Annotated in this window: 16 protein-coding genes; 9 read left to right on the forward strand and 7 right to left on the reverse strand. The window is 44.7% G+C overall.

What is annotated here, in order from left to right:
* Nucleotides 1–22 precede the first annotated feature (22 nt).
* Both DUL71_RS14640 and DUL71_RS14645 read left to right on the forward strand, forming a co-directional pair.
* Complete coding sequence (locus tag DUL71_RS14640; protein WP_114938815.1) at nucleotides 23–2,533, forward strand: alpha-L-rhamnosidase-related protein; 2,511 nt, start codon at nucleotides 23–25, stop codon at nucleotides 2,531–2,533.
* Nucleotides 2,523–3,341 (forward strand): sugar phosphate isomerase/epimerase family protein, encoded by an 819-nt coding sequence (locus DUL71_RS14645; protein WP_114938816.1) that lies wholly within the window; start codon nucleotides 2,523–2,525, stop codon nucleotides 3,339–3,341. Before DUL71_RS14640 ends, DUL71_RS14645 begins: the two co-directional genes overlap by 11 nt.
* On the opposite strand, the gene DUL71_RS14650 is transcribed toward DUL71_RS14645, so the two are convergent.
* From DUL71_RS14650 to fbp, 7 genes are all read right to left on the reverse strand, one after another.
* Nucleotides 3,326–4,213 (reverse strand): helix-turn-helix domain-containing protein, encoded by an 888-nt coding sequence (locus DUL71_RS14650; RefSeq protein ID WP_114938817.1) that lies wholly within the window; start codon nucleotides 4,211–4,213, stop codon nucleotides 3,326–3,328. The genes DUL71_RS14645 and DUL71_RS14650 overlap by 16 nt on opposite strands.
* A 203-nt stretch (nucleotides 4,214–4,416) precedes the next feature.
* Nucleotides 4,417–6,558 carry a glycoside hydrolase family 43 protein gene (locus DUL71_RS14655; RefSeq protein WP_114938818.1) on the reverse strand — a complete coding sequence of 714 codons (2,142 nt, stop codon included), beginning with the start codon at nucleotides 6,556–6,558 and terminating at the stop codon, nucleotides 4,417–4,419.
* Between the two features lie 28 nt (nucleotides 6,559–6,586).
* Complete coding sequence (locus DUL71_RS14660) at nucleotides 6,587–8,542, reverse strand: alpha-L-arabinofuranosidase C-terminal domain-containing protein (protein WP_114938819.1); 1,956 nt, start codon at nucleotides 8,540–8,542, stop codon at nucleotides 6,587–6,589.
* A gap of 15 nt (nucleotides 8,543–8,557) precedes the next feature.
* Entirely contained in the window at nucleotides 8,558–8,821 is a 264-nt protein-coding gene (locus DUL71_RS32400; protein WP_208645564.1) for a family 43 glycosylhydrolase, read from the reverse strand.
* Complete coding sequence (locus DUL71_RS14665; protein ID WP_208645565.1) at nucleotides 8,778–9,518, reverse strand: family 43 glycosylhydrolase; 741 nt, start codon at nucleotides 9,516–9,518, stop codon at nucleotides 8,778–8,780. The genes DUL71_RS32400 and DUL71_RS14665 overlap by 44 nt, the downstream gene beginning before the upstream one ends.
* 448 nt (nucleotides 9,519–9,966) lie before the next feature.
* Entirely contained in the window at nucleotides 9,967–12,432 is a 2,466-nt protein-coding gene (locus tag DUL71_RS14670) for a TonB-dependent receptor (RefSeq protein WP_114938820.1), read from the reverse strand.
* A gap of 138 nt (nucleotides 12,433–12,570) precedes the next feature.
* A complete protein-coding gene (gene fbp, locus DUL71_RS14675) occupies nucleotides 12,571–13,614 on the reverse strand; it encodes a class 1 fructose-bisphosphatase (protein ID WP_114938821.1) in 1,044 nt (347 codons plus the stop codon).
* 418 nt (nucleotides 13,615–14,032) lie between these two features.
* Between fbp and DUL71_RS14680 the strand changes: the two genes are divergently transcribed.
* Genes DUL71_RS14680 through DUL71_RS14710 form a run of 7 tightly spaced genes read left to right on the forward strand, consistent with a single transcriptional unit; the run spans nucleotide 14,033 to nucleotide 23,657 of the window.
* Nucleotides 14,033–15,199 carry an iron-containing alcohol dehydrogenase gene (locus DUL71_RS14680; protein WP_114938822.1) on the forward strand — a complete coding sequence of 389 codons (1,167 nt, stop codon included), beginning with the start codon at nucleotides 14,033–14,035 and terminating at the stop codon, nucleotides 15,197–15,199.
* Nucleotides 15,200–15,209: 10 nt separating this feature from the next.
* A complete protein-coding gene (locus DUL71_RS14685) occupies nucleotides 15,210–16,142 on the forward strand; it encodes a dihydrodipicolinate synthase family protein (protein WP_114938823.1) in 933 nt (310 codons plus the stop codon).
* On the forward strand, nucleotides 16,139–17,179 hold the full coding sequence (pdxA, locus tag DUL71_RS14690; RefSeq protein ID WP_114938824.1) for a 4-hydroxythreonine-4-phosphate dehydrogenase PdxA: 1,041 nt from the start codon (nucleotides 16,139–16,141) through the stop codon (nucleotides 17,177–17,179). Before DUL71_RS14685 ends, pdxA begins: the two co-directional genes overlap by 4 nt.
* A 3-nt stretch (nucleotides 17,180–17,182) precedes the next feature.
* Nucleotides 17,183–18,349 (forward strand): four-carbon acid sugar kinase family protein, encoded by a 1,167-nt coding sequence (locus DUL71_RS14695; RefSeq protein WP_114938825.1) that lies wholly within the window; start codon nucleotides 17,183–17,185, stop codon nucleotides 18,347–18,349.
* Nucleotides 18,346–19,911: a sodium:solute symporter family protein gene (locus DUL71_RS14700; protein WP_114938826.1), complete on the forward strand. Its 1,566-nt coding sequence runs from the start codon at nucleotides 18,346–18,348 to the stop codon at nucleotides 19,909–19,911. The genes DUL71_RS14695 and DUL71_RS14700 overlap by 4 nt, the downstream gene beginning before the upstream one ends.
* Nucleotides 19,912–19,920: 9 nt before the next feature.
* Nucleotides 19,921–21,342, forward strand: a complete 1,422-nt coding sequence (locus DUL71_RS14705; protein WP_114938827.1) for a sialate O-acetylesterase — start codon at nucleotides 19,921–19,923, stop codon at nucleotides 21,340–21,342.
* A 2-nt stretch (nucleotides 21,343–21,344) separates the two neighbouring features.
* Nucleotides 21,345–23,657, forward strand: a complete 2,313-nt coding sequence (locus tag DUL71_RS14710) for a DUF5703 domain-containing protein (RefSeq protein WP_114938828.1) — start codon at nucleotides 21,345–21,347, stop codon at nucleotides 23,655–23,657.
* Nucleotides 23,658–23,785 lie beyond the last annotated feature (128 nt).

Consider the following 23,785-nt stretch of genomic DNA (forward strand, 5'->3'; position numbering starts at 1 on the left):
TTTTTACCTCATAAGCCAACCTATGTTCACCAAAAAGCCCATCACCCCATTGCTGCTGACGCTGCTTTTGCTTTTCTCATTTATAGGCAGCAAAGCCGATACCATTGCCGACGATAAAAGCATTTCCATAGGCACACCTAAAATTGCCATAACGCTTGCTTATGGTAGTAAAGCGCAAATCACATCGCTGAGTGTAAACGGGCAAAAGGTGGTAAGCAATGCCGATGGCGTTTTTACGTCTGTTAAGGTAGATGGCAATGTTTATTCGAGTCTGCATTTAAACGCAAAGCCGGTGCTACAGCAATCGGCAGGAAAGACAACGCTCAACGGCATCAGGTATGGTGATAAAGATTTAACCATTACCGAAAACTGGATCTTTACAAAAAAAGGCAGCGATATTACCTGGCAGGTAGAGCGGACTTTTTCCAAAGTAGCCAAAATTGAGGAGGCGGCTATGCCTGTTATAAACTTTGATAATATCAATACCTGGGAGGGTGCTTATCAGGGTTATGGCGGCCTGGCCTGGTTTTATTTGTTTAATGAAAAGCTATGTACTTACGGCGTTCATACCCGCTCAACCAATTTCTGGAACAGCAAAACTGGCAATGGTTTAAACATCACTGTTAACGCGCCGGGTAAAGCGGTTGCCATGAAGTACAGCCGAACTAACGATGATAGGTTAGCCTATTCGGTAACGGTTTCGGATAAACAGATGATCCCCAAATCAGACAGCGGCACCAACCGCCGGTTATTTCTCCGGAAAAGAACCGATGTATGGGCACCATTTCAGGCACCGGCAGTTAAAAGCAGCCAGAGTATCACCTTCAGCTATTTTGATTATAACGATAAGTATGGCCGTGGTAAACTGGCAGGATTAAATGGCGCGCAGGTTAGCGCGGTTTTAGGCACAATTGCCCGCATTGGCGTTATTGATTCCCTGCATTTTGGCGGCAACAGCTGGGCTACGCCTTACGGGCCGATATGCCTGCATGAACAATATATCGGGCAATTGGGCTTGGGTATTAATGATCCGGCTTATCTAAAAGGTTACGAAAGCTGTCTGGATTTTTACCGCGACCATGCCGTTCAACCCGATGGAAGGGTTTATTCGCGCTGGGCTTATACCAATGAGGATGCCGCTCCCGGTCAGTTTAATAAAGATGGATTTTATGAAGCCCAATGGGGAATTTTGATGGACTCTAACCCGGACATTGTAACCAACGTAGCCGAGCTTTATAACATGACCGGAGATAAAGCATGGGTTAAAACGCATCAGGCATCCTGTGAAAAAGCCCTGGCCTGGATCATGAAGCGTGATGGAAATAACAATGGTTTGGTTGAAATGATGACCGATTCGCAAAATCAAAAGAAAAGCAGCGATTGGATAGACATCATCTGGGCATCGTACGAAAACGCTTTTGTGAATGCCAAACTTTATCACGCGCTTGTGGAATGGGCCGTTGTAGAACGCCAAATCAACAACCCTGAAAAAGCCCGTTATTACGAAAACTTTGCTGCCAAGCTTAAAGCCAGCTTCAATAAACCAACAAGCGAGGGTGGCTTATGGGATGAGGAAAAACAATGCTATGTGCACTGGCGCGATAAGGACAACAGCATCCACGGCCGCAATATGGTTACCCCGGTTAATTTCATGGCGATAGCTTACGGTATCTGCGATGACAAAAACCGTACAAAATTGATTTTGGATAATATTGAAGCGCAAATGCAACGGGAAAAACTATTTTTCTGGCCTTTAGCCATGACCTCGTATGAACCCGCAGAGGGAAAAGAATACCAGTTCCCTTTCCCCGAATATGAAAATGGTGACCTGTTTTTATCCTGGGGATCGGTAGCTGTTGCCGCTTATGCAAGCTATGATCCAAGGCTTGCAGTTAAATATGTAAAAAACGTATTGGAGCAGTATAGTAAAGATGGCCTGGCCTATCAACGTTATGGCCGACAAAAACAGGATGGCCGGGGAGATGATATTTTATCGGGCAATAGTTTGAGCATAGTGGGCTTATACCAGGCCATTTACGGTATAAACCCGCTTTATAACCGCTTTTATCTTGATCCGCATATTACACCGGAACTGGCCGGTACCGAGCTTAAATATAATTACCAGGGACAGCGTTTAACTATCGGGCTTGGCAATGATAGCTATACCGTATCAAACCATAAGTTTAAGGTGACAAGTCCTAAAAGCTTTGGTTTTAACGCCACCGCAAATCAGTTATCTTATTTTAATGGAAATGAAGACAAGGCGGCTCTGACGGTAACCTCAACCCAATCGCTAACAATCAAAATTAACAATTGGAGCGATGGCAAAATAGAATGGGTACAAAGCAAAAGCACATCTTCAACTGCGCCGCTCACCTATCGCGTCAGCAAACTAAAACCCAACGAAAATTATACTGTGGCTATAGCTGGAAAGATCATCGCGACGAAAAAAAGCGATACCAAGGGAGAACTTTCTTTTAACCGCATTGCTTCAGCAGCTTCTGAAAACATCAGTATCAGCCATGCAAATTAAGATCTTAAGTCCGCTGTGGGGACATGAGCACCTGCCGCTGAAAACTTTTCTGGACAAGATCAGGATTGCGGGCTATGATGGCATTGACACCTGGATCCCGGCCGACAAGACCCATCAACGGGTATTGTATGATTACCTGCAAGAGCACCAAATGGCTATCGTAACGCATCAGCATGAGGCCGAAGGCAGTACATTCAAAAAATTCAGGGAGTCATTCATCAAAAACCTGTACCAATGCGCTGAGCCTGGCCCTGCTCTGATTAATTCGCATACCGGGCGTGATTATTTTTCCATTAGGGAAAACCTTGACCTGATCAACGCGGCACAGGAATTTTCTGCCAAAACAGGCATCACGGTAGCCCATGAAACCCATCGTGGCCGATCAGGCTATTCGCCACAGATGATAGCCGAGTTATTTAGTTTGCAGGATGAGTTTGCCATCACTGCCGATTTTTCGCATTGGGTATGCGTTACCGAAAGCATGCTGCAAAATTTTGGCGGAATAATGGACGAGGCCATCAAACGCAGCCGTCATATTCATTCAAGAGTGGGTTTTGAAGAAGGGCCGCAGGTACCCGATCCGGCAGCGCCCGAATGGCAGTACGCACTTGATCATTTCCTGGGTTGGTGGGACAGGATAGTAGCGCACAATAAACTAATAGGTACCCCAATACTGCCCATCACAACCGAGTTTGGCCCACAACCCTACATGCCATCCATCCCATTCAGTAACAAACCGGTTGCCGATCAATTCGGTGTTAATTGCTTTATGAAAGATCTGCTCCGAAAACGCTATTGTACTGCCTGAGCGTTTTTTCGGAATTCCGTTGGCGAAACGCCGTTCTTCTTTTTAAACAAGCGCGAAAAATAAAACACCGATTCAAAACCGGTTTGGTCGGCTATTTCGCTGGTGTTTAATACAGTGGTCAAGAGCAGGCTTTTTGCCCGTTCCAGCCGGATGTTGAGATGATACTGGTTAGGCGAAACACCTGTTATACGCCGGAAAGCTTTACGAAATGATGAATACCCCATAGGCAACGCCTTTGCCAGTTCTTCCATATCCAGCGTATCCTCAAACGATTCCTGTATGATGAACCTCGCCTTTGAAATGAGTTTACCTACCGGATCATCATTATACTCATGATGCTGAATGATATTGCTGATCAAGCCTAACAATTGTAAGGTCATGGCTGATATTTGCTGAGGATAGCCCGGTAATGATGAACGCACACTCTCAACCAAATTATGAAACAGCGCCAGAATATCCTTATTCAAACAGGAAGGAACAAGCGGATTTTTCCGATCGAAAAAGCCGTTATTCATCAACTGTTCCACATAAAAACCATTGAAGCCCACCCAAAACTCTTCCCAGCCAGAACCTGGGTCGGGTTTGTACCGGTGCCATACTCCCGGGTATAGGAAAAAGCAAGTACCTTCAACAACTTCAGCCGGCTTGGTTAGCGCTGAACCATAAACACCTTTGCCTCTTGAAATGAATACGATATAATAATCATTAAGTATGCGGCCACGGTTCCAGGTAAGCTGATGGCTTTCGGGATGAACCTGGTTGGGGTAATTATCGTTAGGCTCAATTTTAGAATAGCCTACCGTAGTTACATAAATCCCCCATCGCTCTTCAAGCTCACTTACGTTAAGATATTTAAAATAATTCTTCAACATCGGTACAGGTTCACATTGGTTAGCGGTTCATTTGGTCAGCCTTGAGTTTTGACCAAAACAATAGCGATTTTATAAAAATACGAATAAGCCCTATACCAAAACTTACTATTATTTGCACTTTTTGATATTTTATAAAACCAAACCGGCCCGGAGTGATTATCTCCGGGCCGGTTAATTATTAGTACAACAGTAAATCTGTCGGCTTATTTTTTCACGTGCACAGGCTGGATACCTTCGTGTGTTGGTATCACCTGTTTAATCATCCCTTTATCGTCAAACTCCATTTTATCGATACATACTTCGCGGTTATATCCGGCGGCATCGCCCATGGTGATCCCTTTAGGATAATTAAAGCGATGGTAAACGATATACCATTCATCCGTCCCAGGTATTTGTATTACCGAATTGTGTCCGGTACCGTAAATGCCCTTGGCTGCATCTTTAGTAATCACGATGTTGTTTTCGGGAATTTCGATTGGGCCATAAGGCGATTTAGCAGTGCCATAATGTACGCTGTAATCCGGGCTTCGGGTATCATTTTCTGACCACATAAAGTAGTAAGTGCCTTTACGATAAAACACATAAGTGCCCTCGTTATAATGCGAATATGGTGTCAGGATTTTGGTAGTGCCTTGTTTTAACGAAACCATATCGTCATTTAATTCGGCCACCGCCATATAGCCATTACCCCAATACAAATAATTTTTGCCGGTCTGCGGATCTGAAAACACATCGGCATCAATTTGCTGGCCGCCTTTAACACCTTCGGGCAGTTGAGCTAATAATGGTTTGCCAGAATCGGTAAATGGGCCTGTTGGATTGTCGGCGGTCGCCACGCCTATTTTTTGCGCGGCAGCGAAATAGTAGAAATATTTATACTCGCCGCCAATCTTTTTTTCGATGATGCAAGGTGCCCAGGCATTCTTTTTTGCCCAGCTTACATCTTTTGGCAAATCAAGGATCTTACCTTCATCTTTCCAGTTAACCATATCATCCGAAGAGAAAGCCTTGAAATAAGTTCCCGACCAGCCATCAAAACCATCGCTGGTTGGGTAGATGTAAAACTTACCTGTTTTCTCGGCATATAATATCTCCGGATCGGCATAATAACCGGCTATGGCGGTGTTATGGAGCTCCTGAGCGGTAACTTCAAAAACCTGCGCCTTTTTACCGCCTATGCTTACCGAATATTTAACGGGGCCTTTAGTAAAATCCTGTGGCTTTGCCGGACTAATAGTAACGCCGGGGAATAACGTAAACTGCGGATCAAATGATTTCAGATCAGTACCCGGTTGCACTGGCAGATGAACCTTGTGATTTGCCGAATCTACCACGATATTGATAGTTTTTATCTGCTTGTTAACAGCCGAGAGCATTACATCTTCGGCGGTTTCCCATTTAGCGGTTAAGGCAGCGGCCTCTTTTGCAGTAATTGGCATTACGGTACCGTGACGAGGGTGGAAATTCATGGAAACCTCGTCGTCAATCAATTTAAAGTTTTCCAGATCTGTGGTACGGGTAAACTGGTATTTGCCCTGCGTGTACATATCGTACATCAAAATATAGCCAGTGCCGTTGTTCAATTTGAAGGTACCAGCTCCTTCTACAGGGTCTTTGGTTTGTTGTACATATTTATCGCGCAATACATATCCGGATGTTAGTTTATCCGACACCGCTATTTTTATACCGGCACCTGATCCTTCGGTTTTGAAAAACAGGTAATATTTCTTGTCTTTATAAACAATATCACCATCAATACAGGCACCGCCATCGGGTTTGAAAAAAAGCTGTTTAGGCTCGGTTTCCAAACCAGTAAAATCCTTATTGGCATAAGCGTAGTAAATTTTATCAGCCTCGTTCCCAAAACGCATAGACCAGTAGATCATGTACTTTTTAGTTTCGGGATCATAAATAGTTTGCGGGGCCCATACCCTGTTTACCCCGGCAAATTTATCATAGGTTTTAGTGATATCAATTGATTTTGACGACCAGTGCACCAGGTCGGTTGATTTTAATAACACCATCGAATAATCCGGCCCCCAACCGTATTTTTCGGTGTTCATATCGGTAGCCACCATGTAAAAAGTTTTACCGTCGGCAGCACGCATAATGTGGGGATCGCGTACGCCACCCGTAACGCTAATATCAGCAGAGTTTAAAACAGGGTGATTGTTATTCAACGCGCGAAAATGATAACCATCATTGCTCAGTGCAAAACGAATGGCCTCGCCGCTTTTATTGCCTGTAAAATAAGTAAAGAGATAGGCACTGAATTTTTGCTGCGGCTGCGCGATTACTGCCGTATAAAAGCTAAATAAAACGCCCAGTAAAACTATTTTTTTCATGTATGTATTGGTTGGATTTTTTAGATGATTATTTCTGCTTTCTTATTGTTCCGGCACTTATCCTGACCACCGTGAGTGAATAAGCGGGTACGGCGAAAGCCCATTTCTTTTGCAATTTTATTGTTGACGATTGAGGAAGAACAGCCGGAGGATTATCGGCACTGTTTTTTGCTTCAGGATTACCGGAAATAACAGTAAGCGTGGCGGATTCAGGTAATTTATCAATTGCCGACAGATCAGCCTGCCCCGAAATTTGGGTAGTACCCGCATTGGCTATCTTCAGGATAATATCGCCAGTAGCGCTATCTTTTACAACTGAAGTTCCGGCGGTAGTATCAAGCGTAGCTTTTTCGCCTTTTAGCTTTATCATACCCGGCAAATACACATCGCCAGCATTGGCGGCAAATTGCTGTTGAACATAGTAATTTACCGTTGGGAAAACCTTTGTACCATTAAAATATATCAGGTTGGGGTTCCAGGATGTATGACCAATTCTCGCTATTAGCGGCGCGTATGACGCCATTCGTACAACCTCTCCATTGAGTTCTAAATGGGTCATGTATACAGCCTCGGCTAATGCATTAAAAAGCGCATTGCCCCAAGAGGCGTATTCACCAATATAAACTTTTGACCTTTGTATGTTGTAGCTATCGTAGCGGGTAGTATTTTTCAAAAACCACTGCGGTTTTTCATAATAATGCTCGTCAACAATACCAACCGACAGTTGATCGGCCAGCTTCCAGCCTTTCTCAAAGTCTTCGCCGTTGGGGCTTGGGCCTACTGTACCAATGATCTTAATTTCGGGATGAGCCTTGTGAACCGCGTCATAGATCATCCGGAAACGTTCTTCAAATACACCGGTGATCTTATCTTCATTACCAATACCAAGATATTCTAAATTGAACGGCGCCGGATGCCCTGCCGCCGCTCGTTTAGCGCCCCAGGTAGATGTGGCAGGTCCATTGGCGTATTCAATCAGGTCAAGCACATCCTGCACATAAGCTTTCATCTCATCCATCGGGATACCCTTTTGCCCTGTCGAGCCTATTCTCCAGGTACCGCCTGAATTTTGGCAACTCACACCCGCCGCAAGTACCGGCACCGGCTTAGCGCCAATATCCTCACAGAACTGAAAATATTCAAAGTACCCCAACCCTACCGACTGATGGTAATTCCAAATGTTGCGCTGTTCAACCCGCTGCTCAACCGGACCAATAGTATTTTTCCAGCGATAGATGTTGGCAACGCCATCGCCATGAGTAAGACAGCCGCCGGGAAAACGCATGAATTTTGGCTTTATATCGGCGATAACCTGTGCCAGATCGGCCCGTAACCCATTTTTATGGTTTTTAAAAGTTTCTTCGGGGAATAAGGACACCATATCAATCCCAACTTTCCCCTTCGCTTTAATTAACAGTTCCAGTTTGGCACTGTCATTATCAAAATTCACATGGATCTGCTCGGCATATTTTTTCCAGCCTTTATCTGCCGCTGTAAATGACGATGAACCCAACTCCTTTCCATTCTTATCCACAAGCGCAACCTTTACCGGTAATGATTCACCGGATATTACGTTCAAAAAAACCGAAAAATTATAGTTTTTACCGGCTTTTACAGGTATGCCGTCAAAGCCGGAATTTTCAAGTCCTACGCCTTTTTGTCCTTCATCCTGAATATCGAGTAAAATATAGTGCGGGTTGTTGGGATGGATCGGAGCAGCTGTTTCTACGGAAATAGTTCCATAACCAAAACCATCTGTCTGGTATTTCCAGGCGGTCAGTGAGTTCCAATCCCGGTTATCCGCAGGGCTATATTCAAATGATCGGTTTTGAATGAGTTCGCCATAAAGACCGCCATCGGCAGCGTAACTTAAATCCTCAAAAAAGATCCCGAAAAGATCGGGGCTTATCTTTTTAGGTTTATTTTGAGCATTAGCCGCAAAACCAAACAATAACAAAGCTGTGAGAACGAAGCCGTAGCGCATAAATTTCTATCTGGTTTAGTTAAACTTTTGAACACCTTTAGTACTCACTTTTTTGATATTTCCGTTTGAATCAAAATTCAAACTATCCAGGCAAAGCTGCCTTAATACAAATGATTCCTTTTGAGGAAAAATGCGGTGATATAAAATATAGCGCTGCCCTTTTTCAACAAAAGTTGTATGGTGACCGGGGCCAATCACAGTACTATCAGCAGAAGTGCTGAGTATAACCCGGTGTTCATCCTCCTGAAACGGGCCCAGCGGACTGTTTTCCTTTAGCATACCCAACCTGGTAACTGGCATCAATAGCTTTACCTTCCGAAAACATGAGGTAATAGGTTTTATTACGTTTCACCAAATGTGCGCCTTCAAAAAAATGAGGTGTAGTTATATCCATGGGCGCACCATCAAACGAAACCATATCATCCTTCAGCTTTACCGCCATGCAATGCCCGTTGATCCACTTATAGCCCGATCCCCAATAAAGATAGATGCTGCCATCACTGTCAATAAAACAATCCGGATCGATGTTATGCACGTTGGGATAGTCTGTTGATTTCACCATTGGGGTGTTATCCTTTTTCAGGTTTTTCCAGGGACCAAGCGGTGTATTGCCTACGCCTCCCCAAATCTCGCCGCCTACGGCTACGTACATATAAAACTTATTGTTTTTCCCTTTTACTACTGATGGCGCCCAAACCATTTCATCAAGCGAAGTGGGACTGGTACAAGCTTCTTTTGTAGGCCAGTTGATATGATGACGTGTAAATTTAACAAAGTCGGTTGTTTCCAGTACAGCCAACTCTTTAGCACCCCAGGGATCAATGGTAGCGTAAATGAAATAATGACCTTTCTCTTTAACTATGGTTGGGTCGGCAAAGTATCCTCCTGTTATCGGGTTCGGGATCATTTGCTTTTGAGCCAGCGCCGCCACGCAAAACAACATGAAGGTAAAAAAGACAGATACACGCTTCATCATAATTAAAAGGTTAAAAAGGAAACCCAATATTAAGTGTTATTTTAACAATTAACTAATTTTTAGCAGGATTTTATCTCATTTATTTTGGAGGTGTGGTTTTCAGTTAGAATCGAGAGCCGTAAAACCTGATTTACGAAGTTTTAAAAACTCCGTAAGTCTTCTGCTTTTTGAAAATCTTTGAAGATATGATAGTGAAAGTGACCAGCCATCGGAGGTAGTGGAAAATTGAGATCAAGGGAGATGAAACAACATTAGGTGTGGGAGACTGTCATCCCGAGCCTGTCGAAGGACGCGCGCAAAGGCCCGCCCCGCTATGCTTCGACAGGCTCAGCATGACACCTGTTTTTAAATTATTTCATGGGCAGCCTGTCGAAGGACGCGCGCAGAGGCCTGCCCACCATGCTTCGACTGGCTCAGCATGACACCCGTTTTTATTACGGCAAGAACATCAAAACGGAAAAACCAGTTTAAAGCTAACATTCCGCCCGATGTTATAAATACCGAGGTGCCCGTTTGGCGACGATTGGTAATATTCAAAATATTTTAAGCGGTTAAGATTTGATTGATAGGCTTTATCAAATAGGTTATCCACCTGCAAAAAAAGCTCACAAACGGTTTTGTCCGATTTATTTTTAATGGTGGATCCCGCACCCAAATTAAACAACGCATAGCCTGGTGTGGCGGTTTCGGTGTTATCCAGGGCATAGTAGCGGTTTTGTGTAGTGTAGGCATCCATTTCGGCTTTGAAGTAGATCTTTGAAAAAGCACCGTAAGCCTTTTGTAAACTCACTTTAAACTCCGACCGGATATGCAACGGAGGAATAAAAGGCAGGTATTTAGCAGCACCTTTAGATTCATCAATGAGTTGTTTGTTGCCGTTGATACCGGTCACATAAGCCAGGCTATTATTAAAAGCTAACCACTTCACATTTTGCGGGTGCACATTAAGCGTAAATTCTGCCCCATATAAGCGGGCGCTGCTTTGCTGGTACTGATAAGTACTGTTACCCGGAACAATCACTACAGGATTGCCATTGGCATCAGTGAGTTTGGCCTGGTAAATGTAATTGTTGATATGGTTGTTAAACAGTTCGGCAATCAGGTCGATATCCTTCAGATAAGCGATAAAGCCTACATCTTCCTGCAAACTAAATTCGGGGTTAAAGCTACGGTTGCCTAAATAAACGATATGGGCACCGGGGTCAAGTCCATTGGAGCCAATTTCGGTGATGTTAGGCGCACGGTATCCCCTGGCTATATTTGCCTTAAGCAGCAGGCGCTCGCTGATATTATAGGTTATACCCAAACTGCCCGATACGCCCTGGTATACATGCTTAAAAGCCGGGAACTGCAAACGAGCGCCTGCTGTATCCGGTAATATCACATGCTGTTCAAACCCATTTTTAGGATTCGGCCCAACGTAAAAATCATGCCAGCTGATGTGCCTGTTATCATACCTGATGCCGCCTGAAATATCAACTTTCCCGATAGTTTTTTTGGCGAAAAAGAAAGTCCCCGCATCAAAAAGGTTATAATCCGGGATGGGAAAATCTGTTGCCGCCTTGCTCCGGTTGGTTTGATACATTCCATTCACTCCAAGCGAGCTCTCAATACCGCCTAAAGTCGGCAGATTATATTTCAAATCGTAATTAAGTGTATTAAGCACAACATATAACCCCGGCTGATTTGCCTGTGTAGGGTGGTTATATTCCCGGCGGATACTCTGCTGTAAACCAAGCGAAACATTGATACTGCTGCCTTCGCCCAGTTTAAACTCATTGTGCGAGTATACACGATAATGCTGTATACGCTGATGCAGCGGGGTTATGCTGTATGATCTTAACTCATCATTACTTACAACCGGCCGGTTCCTGATATTGTCGGTGCTGCTTTCGGCTACCTGCCTGGTAAACTGCCGTGTAAGTGAATCCCGACTGCCGTCAGGTATTTCCTGCCGGTTATCATAAACGGTTGCCGCTATTTGCGAGTAGCCCCATTTTTTATCAACCCTGGCCATTCCAGACAGGTTGAACTCTCGGAAACCAGTATTATACACAAAGCCATCAACACTGTTCCGATAATCATGCGCGGCTTTCGCGGTTGCCCGGAAAGCATATCGCCAATCATCTTTTTTGTAAGACAAACCAAGCGAAGTACCTATCATGCCGTTATTGGTATGGTAGTCGGCAGTGTAATCGCCTTTTAAAACCCGGTTTTCGCCTGCAGGCAGGTAAGGGATCATATTGATCACCCCCGCCAGCGCGTCCGAACCATAGGTTAAACTTGCCGGCCCCTTCACCACCTCCGCGCGACCAATGCCATATTGATCTATCTCTATTCCATGTTCATCGCCCCATTGCTGCCCTTCCTGCCGTACGCCGTCATACAAGGTTAAAACACGGTTATAACCTAATCCCCTGATAAACGGTTTGGAGATATTGGGCCCCGTGGTTACCGCGTTTACACCCGGCACGCCTTTTACAATAGCATCAATAATGTTGTTGTTCACATTCTGATCCATCTCTTTCCGGGTCATTACCGCTATGGGTATGGGGTTACTCCTTAATTCGGTTTTACGTGATACCCCGGTTACGGTCACCTCATTCAGTTTAGAGCTGCTTTCTTTCAGATTTCCGTTCAGTAACGTAGCCTCATCCGGCTTTACGCTCACATTATAGCGCTCGGTGACATACCCAATGTTCGAAAAAACAACGGTGTAAGTACCCGCCGGAACATTTTTTAAATGGTAATAGCCTTTATCGTTCGTGGTTACGCCAATTGCGGTTCCGGAAAGCGCGACAGTAGCAAAGGAAAGCGGCTCGCTACCGGTGGTTAATCTCCCTTTCAGGGAGCCATGCTGCGCCAAAACCAAACCTGGGATTAATAAAAAGCACAGTATAGATAATATTTTCATTCGTTTTAGCATATCTTAAATAATATACAAAACAAATAAAAAAAATTAGTCTTACCTAATTTTTAAATTAAAGAAAGTGAAATTTTAACATATGCAACTACAAATGACACAAGTCTGCAAACCGAAACTATTTATTAATCAGATAACTTTCTTTTGCGGAGCTATAGATGGTTGTTGCGGAGAAAAGGCCAGCATAAACTCTTCTGCCCGTTTAATCATGTTTTCGGAGCCGATAAAAATAGACGAACGCTGATGAAGTTCATTCACATCCAAATCGAGGATCCGGTCGTAGCCTGTAGATGCCAGGCCACCGGCCTGTTCCACAATAAAGGCCATCGGGTTGCACTCATAAACCAGTCGCAATTTTCCATTTGGATACTGGGCTGTAGTTGGATAAAGGAATATACCGCCCTTAATCAGGTTACGGTGAATGTCGGCTATCATTGATCCGGTATAGCGTGAGGTGTAAGGGCGGCTGGTGGCATCGTCCTCAACCTGGCAGTATTTGATGTATTTTTTTACACCCAAAGGGAAATGCGTGTAATATCCTTCATTGATAGAATACAGGCTCCCATCCTTCGGCATTTTTATATCAGGGTGCGACAGACAAAACTCTCCTATAGAAGGGTCAAGCGTAAACCCGTTAACCCCTTTACCTGTAGTATAAACCAGCATGGTTGATGATCCGTAGATCACGTAACCGGCGGCTACCTGCTCAGTACCTTTCTGCAGTACATCCTGCAAAGTAGCTTTACCCTCTAAAGTTTTACGGCGGTAAATAGAAAATATAGTTCCCACACTCACATTTACGTCAATATTTGATGAACCATCCAACGGATCGATGGCTACAATATATTTGGCATGTTTGGAGATTTCCGATTCTATCAGGATATGCTCGTCATTCTCCTCCGAAGCTACTACACAGCACTCGCCCCCACTCCGCAACGCCGAAATAAATTGCTCATTGGCATAAACATCCATCTTTTTTTGCCGCTCGCCATGAGAATTTACTGAATCGGTTTCGCCGATGATATCAATGAGCCCGGCTTTACTGATCTCGCGGTTTACAATTTTAGCAGCGATGCCGATATCGCGTAAAAGTCTTGATAGCTCACCTTTGGCGAAAGGGAAATCAGCCTGTTTCTCTATAATAAATTGTCCTAAGGTTATTACTCTTTTCATGATGGTGTGTATTTAATCGGTTAACAGAAATATTAAAAAATAACGGCGTTTGGCCGGGTTGTTTATAATCAGGAGTCGGTGTTATGATGAGTGATAAACTGGGATAACAAAGCTCATCCAACAGGTTCAAACTATGCCCTATATGCTCATAATCACCTTTTTGCTAAATTACCGGCCTTGAGTTACCGAACTGTCATGCTCTGTCTCCCGGCATCTTAGCACCTGTTCACTACCATTGCTGCCTTCAAAAGCCAATTACAAGCAGATAATATCGCAACTGTTTACCTGCCAGTATTCCTTTTGATAATATCGTACAATAATTGGATAACGGTTGGATGAAAATGGGAGACGGCAGTATCCATCTTTGTTTTATATCAAAACCAATTAATTAAGGCCTGCTATTATAATTTATAAGTATATGCCGCAAACTGTACATCCTTATCGCGACATCACTATCAGGTTTCCGGGCCAGGTAATTGTTGGTAAAAAATCGCTTTTAAAACTAACCGATGAGGTTGTTGGCCAGGGTTATAAATCAGCTTTGATAGTTACCATCAGCCCGCTTTTAGATAAACTTGAGCCGCTTTTAGTTCAGCTTAAAGAAGCCGGAGTTACCGTTCATGTTGATACATCGATAGTAAGGGAGCCATCTTTTAAAGATTTTGAAGATCTGCTTACATCTGTTAAAAATACCCGGGCAGACGTGATCATAGGTATTGGTGGCGGCAGTGTGCTTGATATAGCTAAACTGATAGCCGCGCAAATTGATAATGATCAATCATTGGCAGATATCACTGGTATCGGCCTGCTTAAAAATCGTAATAAAAAACTTATTTGCGTGCCTACAACAGCGGGTACAGGCAGCGAAGCCTCACCTAACGCCATATTGATAGATGATGCGGATAACCAGAAAAAAGGGATCATAAGCCGATACCTTGTTCCGGATGGGGTGATCATTGACCCGGAATTGATGATTAGTCTCCCTCCAGAGGTTACCGCGGCTACCGGTCTTGATGCTTTAACCCATTGCCTTGAAGCTTATACCAATCTATACGCGCATCCATTCATTGATATGTACGCCCTTGAAGGGATCAGGCTGATAGCAGGCAACCTTGTTAAAGCTGTAAACGATGGTAGCGATGAAGATGCCCGTACACAATTGGCCATTGGCAGTTTAATGGGTGGTTTTTGCTTAGGCCCGGTTAATACGGCGGGTGTTCACGCGCTCTCCTATCCGCTGGGCAGCATGTATCATATCGCTCACGGCTTATCTAATGCCTTGCTACTTCCTTTTGTAATGGAATATAACATTCCGGCGGCACCAGAACGATATGCGGCCGTTGCACGTGCATTGGGATGTGATAGCAGTATTACGGATTCGGAAACTGCCTATACAGGAGTTGAGAAAATCCGCGAATTGATTAGTCAATGCGGCATTCCGGCACGCCTGAAAGAAATAGACATAGACAAAAACACCATACCACAAATGGCCGCCGACGCCATGAAAATTACGCGCTTGCTTAAAAACAATCCGCGACCGATAACAATAGATGACGCTGTAAACATTTACGAGGCTGCTTATTAATACATCATAAATGAAACTAAAAAAGAAATATAATGGCCTGGTAGTGCCATCAATTACGCCACTGACCGATAGCTACAAACTTGATCACGAAGCGGTTGAAAAAATATTTGATAATATTTTCAACTACGGCGGCGTGCCTTTTATACTGGGCACCACCGGCGAATCGGCCTCCTTACCAAACGATCTTAAGCTTGACTTTATTAAACTGGCAACATCGGTAAGGCAGCCCGGCAGATTGCTTTACGCCGGCATTTCATCAAACTGCCTTGCCGACTCAATTGAGCTGGCCAAACGCTGTGCCGATGAAGGTATTGACGTTGCGGTAGCGCACTTGCCTGCCTATTTTACTTTAACTGAATACGAAATTAAAACATACTTTGAAACGCTGGCTAACGAGGTACCTATCCCACTGATAGTTTACAATATACCGGCTACAACCAATGTATCCATAAACCTAAACCTTCTCGACGAATTAAGCCATCATGATAATATTGTGGGAACCAAAGATTCGGAACGTAACCACGACCGGCTAAAAGATTCGCTTAAATTATGGGCCAAAAGGGCCGATTTCAGTCACTTCCTGGGATGGGGAGCGCAATCTGCCCACGCACTGTTTACCGGCAGCGACGGCCTGGTGCCAAGCACTGGAAACCTTTTCCCCGATATTTATTACAAAATGATAGTGGCGGCCGACAATAATGATGAAGCGGCAGCATTGCTATTGCAAAGGCACTCCAACCTGGTTGGCGATATTTACCAAGGCAAACGCCTGCTGGGCGAATCATTAGCGGCACTAAAATCATTAATGCAAAGTGCCGGGTTATGCCGCTCGTACATGATGCCGCCGCTGTTAAAAGTGAGCGAGGCTGAAGCCACCGAGTTGCAAAACAAATTGCAAAGCATGCTTAATGTTGAAAACCTTAGCTTACCGATATACCAATGATAGCCGAGAAACCCATCATAGCGATAACCATGGGCGATCCGGCCAGTATTGGCCCCGAGATTGCCATTAAAGCCCTGCTTACCGAAAGGTTGTTTGAGATCTGCCGCCCATTGATTATAGGTGATACCGGGGTATTTTTTGATATCATAAAACGATTAGGTTTAGAGGCACGCATCAACTCCATAAAAGATATCCGCAAGGCCAACTTTGAGTTTGGCAAGCCAGATGTTTATGACCTGCAAAATGTGGATATGGAGCAGCTGCGCTTTGGCGAAATCTCCGCCATGGCAGGCAATGCCTCGTTTGAAGCAGTAAAAAAAGCCATTGAACTGGCACTTGACGGTGAGGTTGATGCAACCGTAACCGGGCCAATCAACAAAAAATCAATTAATGAAGCCGGGCACCACTTTGCCGGTCATACCGAAATCTACGCGCATTACACCGGCACAAAAAAATATGCCATGCTGTTGGTTGAGCATAACATGAAGGTAATCCACGTATCAACTCATGTTTCCCTAAGGCAAGCTTGCGATCTTGTAAAAAAGGATCGCATCATTGAGGTGATCGAACTATTGCAGGATGGTTTAATTTCATTGGGCGAGAAAAACCTGAAAATAGGCGTTGCCGGACTTAATCCCCATGCCGGAGACTCGGGTTTGTTTGGTACAGAAGATGAATTTGAGATCCTTCCGGCTGTACAGGAAGCTTTAAAGTTAGGTTATGATGTGGATGGCCCGGTACCAGCCGATACCTTATTTTCCAAGGCATCAACCGGGTACTATGGTGGTATTGTGGCTATGTACCACGATCAGGGTCACATCCCGTTTAAGCTTACCGGCTTTAAATGGAATGCCGAAAAACAGCAGATGGACAGCGTAAAAGGCGTTAACATCACAATGGGGCTGCCTATCATCCGCACTTCGGTGGACCATGGTACCGCTTTTGAAATTGCCGGAAAAGGAATTGCCAGCAGCGATGCCATGATACTGGCTATCGAGTCGGCAGTGCAATTGAGCAAAAACAGAGTAAAAGTATAAGCTATGATCGCTGTAATTGCAGATGATTTAACGGGAGCCGCCGAACTGGCAGGCATAGGCCTCAACCACGGGTTAAGAACCGAGGTGAGCACCACTGTTGATGAATACTGCGATGCAGACTTGCTGATCATAGCTACAGATACCCGTTCGCTTACTGAACCTAAGGCAAAGGAGATAGTTCACCACCTTACCGTTCAGTTACAGCGACTAAACCCCCGGTTTATTTTCAAAAAGATAGATTCGGTTTTACGGGGGCATATTATTGAGGAATTGCAAAGTCAGCTTGTTGCGTCAGGTTTAAAAAGGGCTTTGATTATACCCGGCAACCCTCATCATTCAAAAAAACTTATCGGCGAAACGTTCCATTACAACGGCGCCCCTATCCACCTTAGTGATTTCGCTAACGATCCAACCTTCCCGGCTTTAAGCTCAAATATTATTGAATTATTAAGGGCCGATGAAAAGATCCAATTGGTAAAAAAGGACGACAAGCTCCCAGCGACAGGAATCATTATAGGAGCAGCCAATGACGAAGATGATCTTAAATATTGGGTAAATAAAACGGATAGCGATACCCTTTTGGCAGGCTCGGCAAATTTATTTACCACCCTCCTTGAATCTTTAACCAATTCGCAAAAGGTTGAAACCACTGCCCCCGAAACTACCGGCAGGCGGCTGTTTGTATTTGGCAGCACATTTTACCAGGGTAAGCTAAACCTAAGCGATGGCCGGCACAACAATATCCCGGTACATTATGTACCAGCGGCAACCATCTGCGCCGAAACCAGCGGAGATAATGTTCATGCCCTTTTTGCCAGTCACGTGGCATCAAGCATTGTGGCGGGCAACAACGCCATCATTGCTATAAACCCCGATTTTATTAAGCATATAAAAGTAAATCCCTTATTACTGAGCCACAAAATGGCAGATATTGTAAAACAGGTTATTGACCACACTTCCCTTCACGAATTGCTGATTGAGGGTGGTGCAACCGCCTGGGCCATACTTGAGCGTTTAAACATCAAAAAATTATATCCCTCAAAACTAATAGCTCCCGGAGTTATTCATATGCGCGTAGCCGGCAATAACCAATTATGTTTAACTTTAAAACCAGGCAGCTACCCCTGGCCTGCTCCCGTTTGGGGAACCAATAACTATACCTGCATATGAAACATGAAACCCTGCACCTGGCAGATTATATTATCATAGCCCTGGCACTGGCCATTTCATTAACCATCGGTCTCAAATTTTCAAAAGGACAAAACTCCACCAAAAAATATTTCGTATCGCGCGGCTCTATTCCGGCCTGGGCCATAGGCATGTCGTTAATGGCTACACTCATCAGCAGTGTAACTTTCCTGGCCTATCCCGGCGAGGGTTTTGCATCCAATTGGATCTTGTTGGTTCAGGGCTTAATGGTTCCGGTAGTTTTATTGCTGATGGTTTGGTTCATAGTCCCCCTTTACCGCGAGGTAATAGGTGTAAGTACTTACGAATACTTTGAAAAACGCTTCGGCCTGTTTGCCCGCTTTTATAGCTCTATTAGTTTCGTGCTCACCCATTTTTCAAAAATGGGAACGGTATTTTTCCTGCTGGCGCTGGCACTCTCCAACATGACCAATACCAATACCTTTGCCATTATCTGGGTTATAGGCTTTGTGATCATTGTCATTACACTTATTGGCGGTATTGAGGCCGTAATTTGGGCCGATGTTGTGCAGGGCTTTTTGCTGATAGGCGGCGGCATTGCGTCATTCATCATCCTCATCTGTTCAATTAAAGGCGGCTTTCCCGAGCTTTGGCATATCGCCAGTGTTAATCACAAAAATAACTTCGGCCCCTACTCCTGGAATTTTAAGAAACTTACGTTTATAGTAATGGCTATAAACGGCGTGTTTTACGCCATCCAGAAATACGGAACCGATCAAACTATGGTGCAACGTTATCTGACAGCAAAAACCGACAAAGCAGCTATTCGCGCATCCATATTAGGAGTGGCGCTTACCGTGCCTTTATGGGCTTTGTTCATGTTTATTGGCACTGCATTATTTGCCTACTATCAGCAAAACCCACTACCTGCAGGTATTAAAGCCGACGCGGTTTTTCCTTATTTTATCATGAGCCAACTACCTACCGGCGTTGTAGGATTGATATTGGCAGCGTTGATCTCGGCAGCTATCTCCAGCCTTGGGGCAGATCTTAACTGCCTTTCGGCCATTGGTGTGGAAGATTATTATAAAAAATTCAGGCCTCATAAATCGGATAAGGATTACCTAAAAGCCGGGAGATGGATAGTAGTACTGGCCGGTTTCGGTGCTATGGGTATAGCTACCCTATATATGCTTGCCGGTGATGAAGGCGCATTGGGCATTGTGTTTACCCTCTACGCCATTTTTTCGGGTGGTATAGCTGGGATCTTTTTATTGGGACTGTTCAGCAGCAGGGCAAATAGCCAAGGGGTAAACATTGGTATTATTGCCTGTATCCTGTTTACCGGTTACGCCTTTTTAACATCAGCCAAAATTGGTTTGGGCGATGATAAACATATCCTGCTCGATCTGGGTAAATACAATTTCAATCAGCATAAATACATGCTCGGGGTATATAGCCATTTGGTGGTGATCATAGTTGGCTACCTGGCCAGCCTGTTTTTCCCTAAACCCGAATTAAATAAAAACCTCCTTTTCAGCGGGTGGCTTGAGGCAAAACGCGCCGGAAAGCTTACCAAATAATCTACAACAATGAAAAAGTTACTGGCATCAGGTCTGGTTTTGTTCCTGTTTATATCCACACAAGCGCAAGTAAAACTGGCATCCATTTTTACCGATAACATGGTACTGCAACAGCAAAGCGAAGCACCCATATGGGGTTGGGACAAAGCAGGATCAACTGTTACTATCAGCACCTCGTGGAACAAAAAAACCTATAAGGCCAAAGTGAATGCCAATGGTAAATGGCTTGCAAAGGTAAGTACCCCGGCATACGGCGGGCCATACATCGTTACAATTAGTGATGGCAATACCATACAACTAAACAACGTGCTTATTGGCGAGGTTTGGCTTTGCACCGGGCAATCAAACATGGAGATTCCGATGAAAGGCTATAAAAGTCAGCCTATCAGTGGTTCTGTTGATGCTATCCTGAAATCATCTAACAGTAATATCCACATCTACACCGTACCTCATTCATCGGTGACCGAAGTTCAGGCCAACAGTAAACCATCCGAATGGCATGTGGCCTCGCCTGAATTTGTCGCCAACTTTAGCGCTACAGGTTATTATTTCGGCAGGCTATTGAATGAGATGCTTCATGTACCTATCGGTTTGATCAGCGATTGTTATGCCGGTTCAAATGCCGAAGCCTGGCTGGACCCAGAAGGGTTGAAAGAATTTCCGGAGATAAAAATCCCGGCTAAAACAGATACCATCAAGGCGGTATCACGCACGCCTACTACCTTGTTTAATGGCATGCTGAACCCAGTGATTGGCTACGGTATTAAAGGCTGTATCTGGTACCAGGGCGAATCAAACTACGACCGACCCGACCAATATGAAAAACTTTTCCCGGCCCTGGTAAAACGCTGGCGGGGGCTTTGGCAGCAAGGCGATTTTCCACTTTATTATGTGCAGATAGCCCCATATGATTATGCACAACTTCCGCCTTACAATAGCGGTGGCAAATACAATTCGGCCTATCTGCGCGATGCTCAACGTAAATCATTAAAAATCATCCCCAACAGCGGCATGGCTGTATTACTTGATGTTGGCGAACAGGCTCTTATTCACCCTTCACGTAAAGAACCCGTAGGCACTCGACTGGCTTATCTTGCCTTAGCTCAAACTTATGGCATCAAAGGTTTCGACTATGCAAGTCCGCTGTACAAAGAAATGACTGTGGATGGCAATCAGGCCACCATCAGGTTTGAGCACGCCGAAAACGGGCTTACGTCCTTCAACAAGCCTATCCAAAACTTTGAAATTGCCGGTAACGACAAAATGTTTTACCCTGCACAGGCCATGATATCGGGCAGCGCAATTATTGTATCTTCACCTTTGGTAAAAGAGCCCGTGGCCGTGCGTTACGCCTTTAAAGATTTTGTGGTGGGCGATCTGTTCGGCACTAACGGGCTCCCCGTTTCCTCATTCAGAACCGACGATTGGTAATTATGAAAAAACTCCTGCTGCTCTGCTTCCTGTACTGCAATATTGCGTTAGCTCAAAATAAAGGCATCGAACAATACAATGAAGTGTGGACCAGCCAAAGCCAAAATTCAGGCCAGTCGATGCCATGCGGCGGTGGCGATATCGGCCTAAACGTTTGGGTTGAAAAAGGAGAACTGCTTTTTTATATAGCCCGGAGCGGCACTTTTGATGAAAATAATGCCATGCTTAAACTTGGTCGGATAAGGGTTAAACTATCGCCCAATCCTTTTGATGGCAATGATTTTAAACAGGAACTCAAACTTCAAAATGGCTCGGTACTCATCAACGGAAAAAAAGGAGATTTAAAAGCCGAAATAAAGCTTTGGGTTGATGTTAACCGCCCGGTGATCCATGTTAATATCAGCAGCAATAAAGCTATTAAAACTGAAGCTATTTTTGAAAGCTGGCGTTACCGTGACAGGGAAGTTAAAGGCCTCGAAAAAAATGAGGGCTCGTGGAAATTCGCTCCGCGCAATGATGTAAAAACGCTGAAGGATAACATAGCGTTTCAAGGCAATGCCATCCGGTTCTACCACCATAACCTCGACTCCACCATATTTGATGTTACGGTGAAGCAGCAAGGAATGGATGCGGTTATGGATCAGATGTACAATCCGCTTAAAAATCTAACCTTTGGCGGCCTCATGACGGGTAAAAACCTGAAAGCATCCGGTACTACCAAAGGTCAATACCTCAACACCGATTTTGAGGGCTGGAAACTGGAAAGCGTTAAACCGGCGACCAACCAAGATATCGAGATCTATCTCAATACCCAACAAACCGCATCCGTAAATGATTGGCAGCAGGGCCTCGAAAAAGTAATTAAGGAAGCCGAAACCAATACTAAAACCGCCTGGCAAAAGACCGCCGACTGGTGGAAACAATACTGGGACAGGAGTTTTATTAACATCAATACAGACAAACCTGACATTGATACAACAGCCTGGCAAACCGGTAAAAACTATCAGCTTTTCAGGTATATGCTGGGCTGCAATGCTTACGGGCAAGCGCCCACCAAATTTAACGGCGGGCTGTTTACCTATGATCCTGTTTTTGTCAACACCGAATACGCTTTTACGCCCGATTTCCGCAATTGGGGCGGTGGCCTGATGACTGCCCAAAACCAGCGTTTAGTTTATTTCCCGATGCTCAAAAGCGGCGATATTGACATGATGAAACCGGAATTTGACTTTTATCTCCGTTCGCTCAAAAACGCCGAACTACGCAGCAAGGTTTATTGGGGCCATAATGGCGCCTGCTTTACCGAACAGGTGGAGAATTTCGGTCTGCCGAATAGTGCCGAGTATACCTGGAAGCGTCCTGCCGATTTTGACAAGGGGCTGGAGTATAACGCCTGGTTGGAATACACCTGGGATACCGTTTTTGAATTTTGCCTCATGATGCTGGAAACGGAACGCTACAAAGGCGATGACATTCATCAATACATTCCGTTTATTGAAAGCTGCCTTACTTTTTTTGATGAGCATTACCAATACCTTTCGCGCAAGCGCAGTGCCAAAGCGCTTGATGGCAACGGGCAACTTGTACTCTATCCCGGCTCATCTGCCGAGACATTCAAGATGGCCTATAACTCCAATTCGACCATCGCCGCCCTGCAAACCATCACCAAACGGATGCTGGCCTTACCGGATAATTACCTGAGCAAAGAAGAGCGCGGCAAACTGGAAGGCTTTTTAAAGCGCATCCCTCCTATTACGTTTGGCGAAATTGAAGGGCATAAAACCCTGACACCGGCAAAATCATGGGAACGGGTTAACAATGAAGAAAATACCCAGTTTTACCCGGTATATCCCTGGGGCATATTTGGCTTAGGCAAACCGGGATTGGATATCGCTTTAAATACCTGGAAATTGGACACGCTTGTAGCCAAATTCAGGAGCGGTATAGGCTGGAAACAGGATAATATTTTTGCGGCCCGTTTAGGTTTTACCGATGAAGCCGCCAAACTAACCACCTTCAAACTCAAAAACTCCGGCAGACGCTTCCCGGCCTTCTGGGGCCCGGGCTTCGATTGGACACCCGACCATAACTGGGGCGGTTCGGGCATGATCGGTCTACAGGAAATGCTGATGCAAGTTGATGATAAAAAGATCATGCTGTTCCCAGCCTGGCCAAAGGGCTGGGATGTGCATTTTAAACTTCATGCACCTTATAATACTACCGTTGAAGCTACGCTGAAAGATGGAAAAGTTGTTGATTTAAAAGTTTTTCCGGAAGAGCGAAGAAAGGATATTGAGGTGATGTTAGACAAATAAATGCCCCTCAAAATCTCCGCCGCCGCTCGGCTCCAACCGAGTGGTAATTATCAGGGCGGCCTCTGGCCGCCGGGGTTAAACTTCGCGATCAATAATAGTTTTGCCCTTCTGCTTCGACGGCCAGAGGC

Origin of the sequence: Mucilaginibacter endophyticus (genome assembly GCF_003351025.1) — a bacterium.
Lineage (GTDB): Bacteria > Bacteroidota > Bacteroidia > Sphingobacteriales > Sphingobacteriaceae > Mucilaginibacter > Mucilaginibacter endophyticus.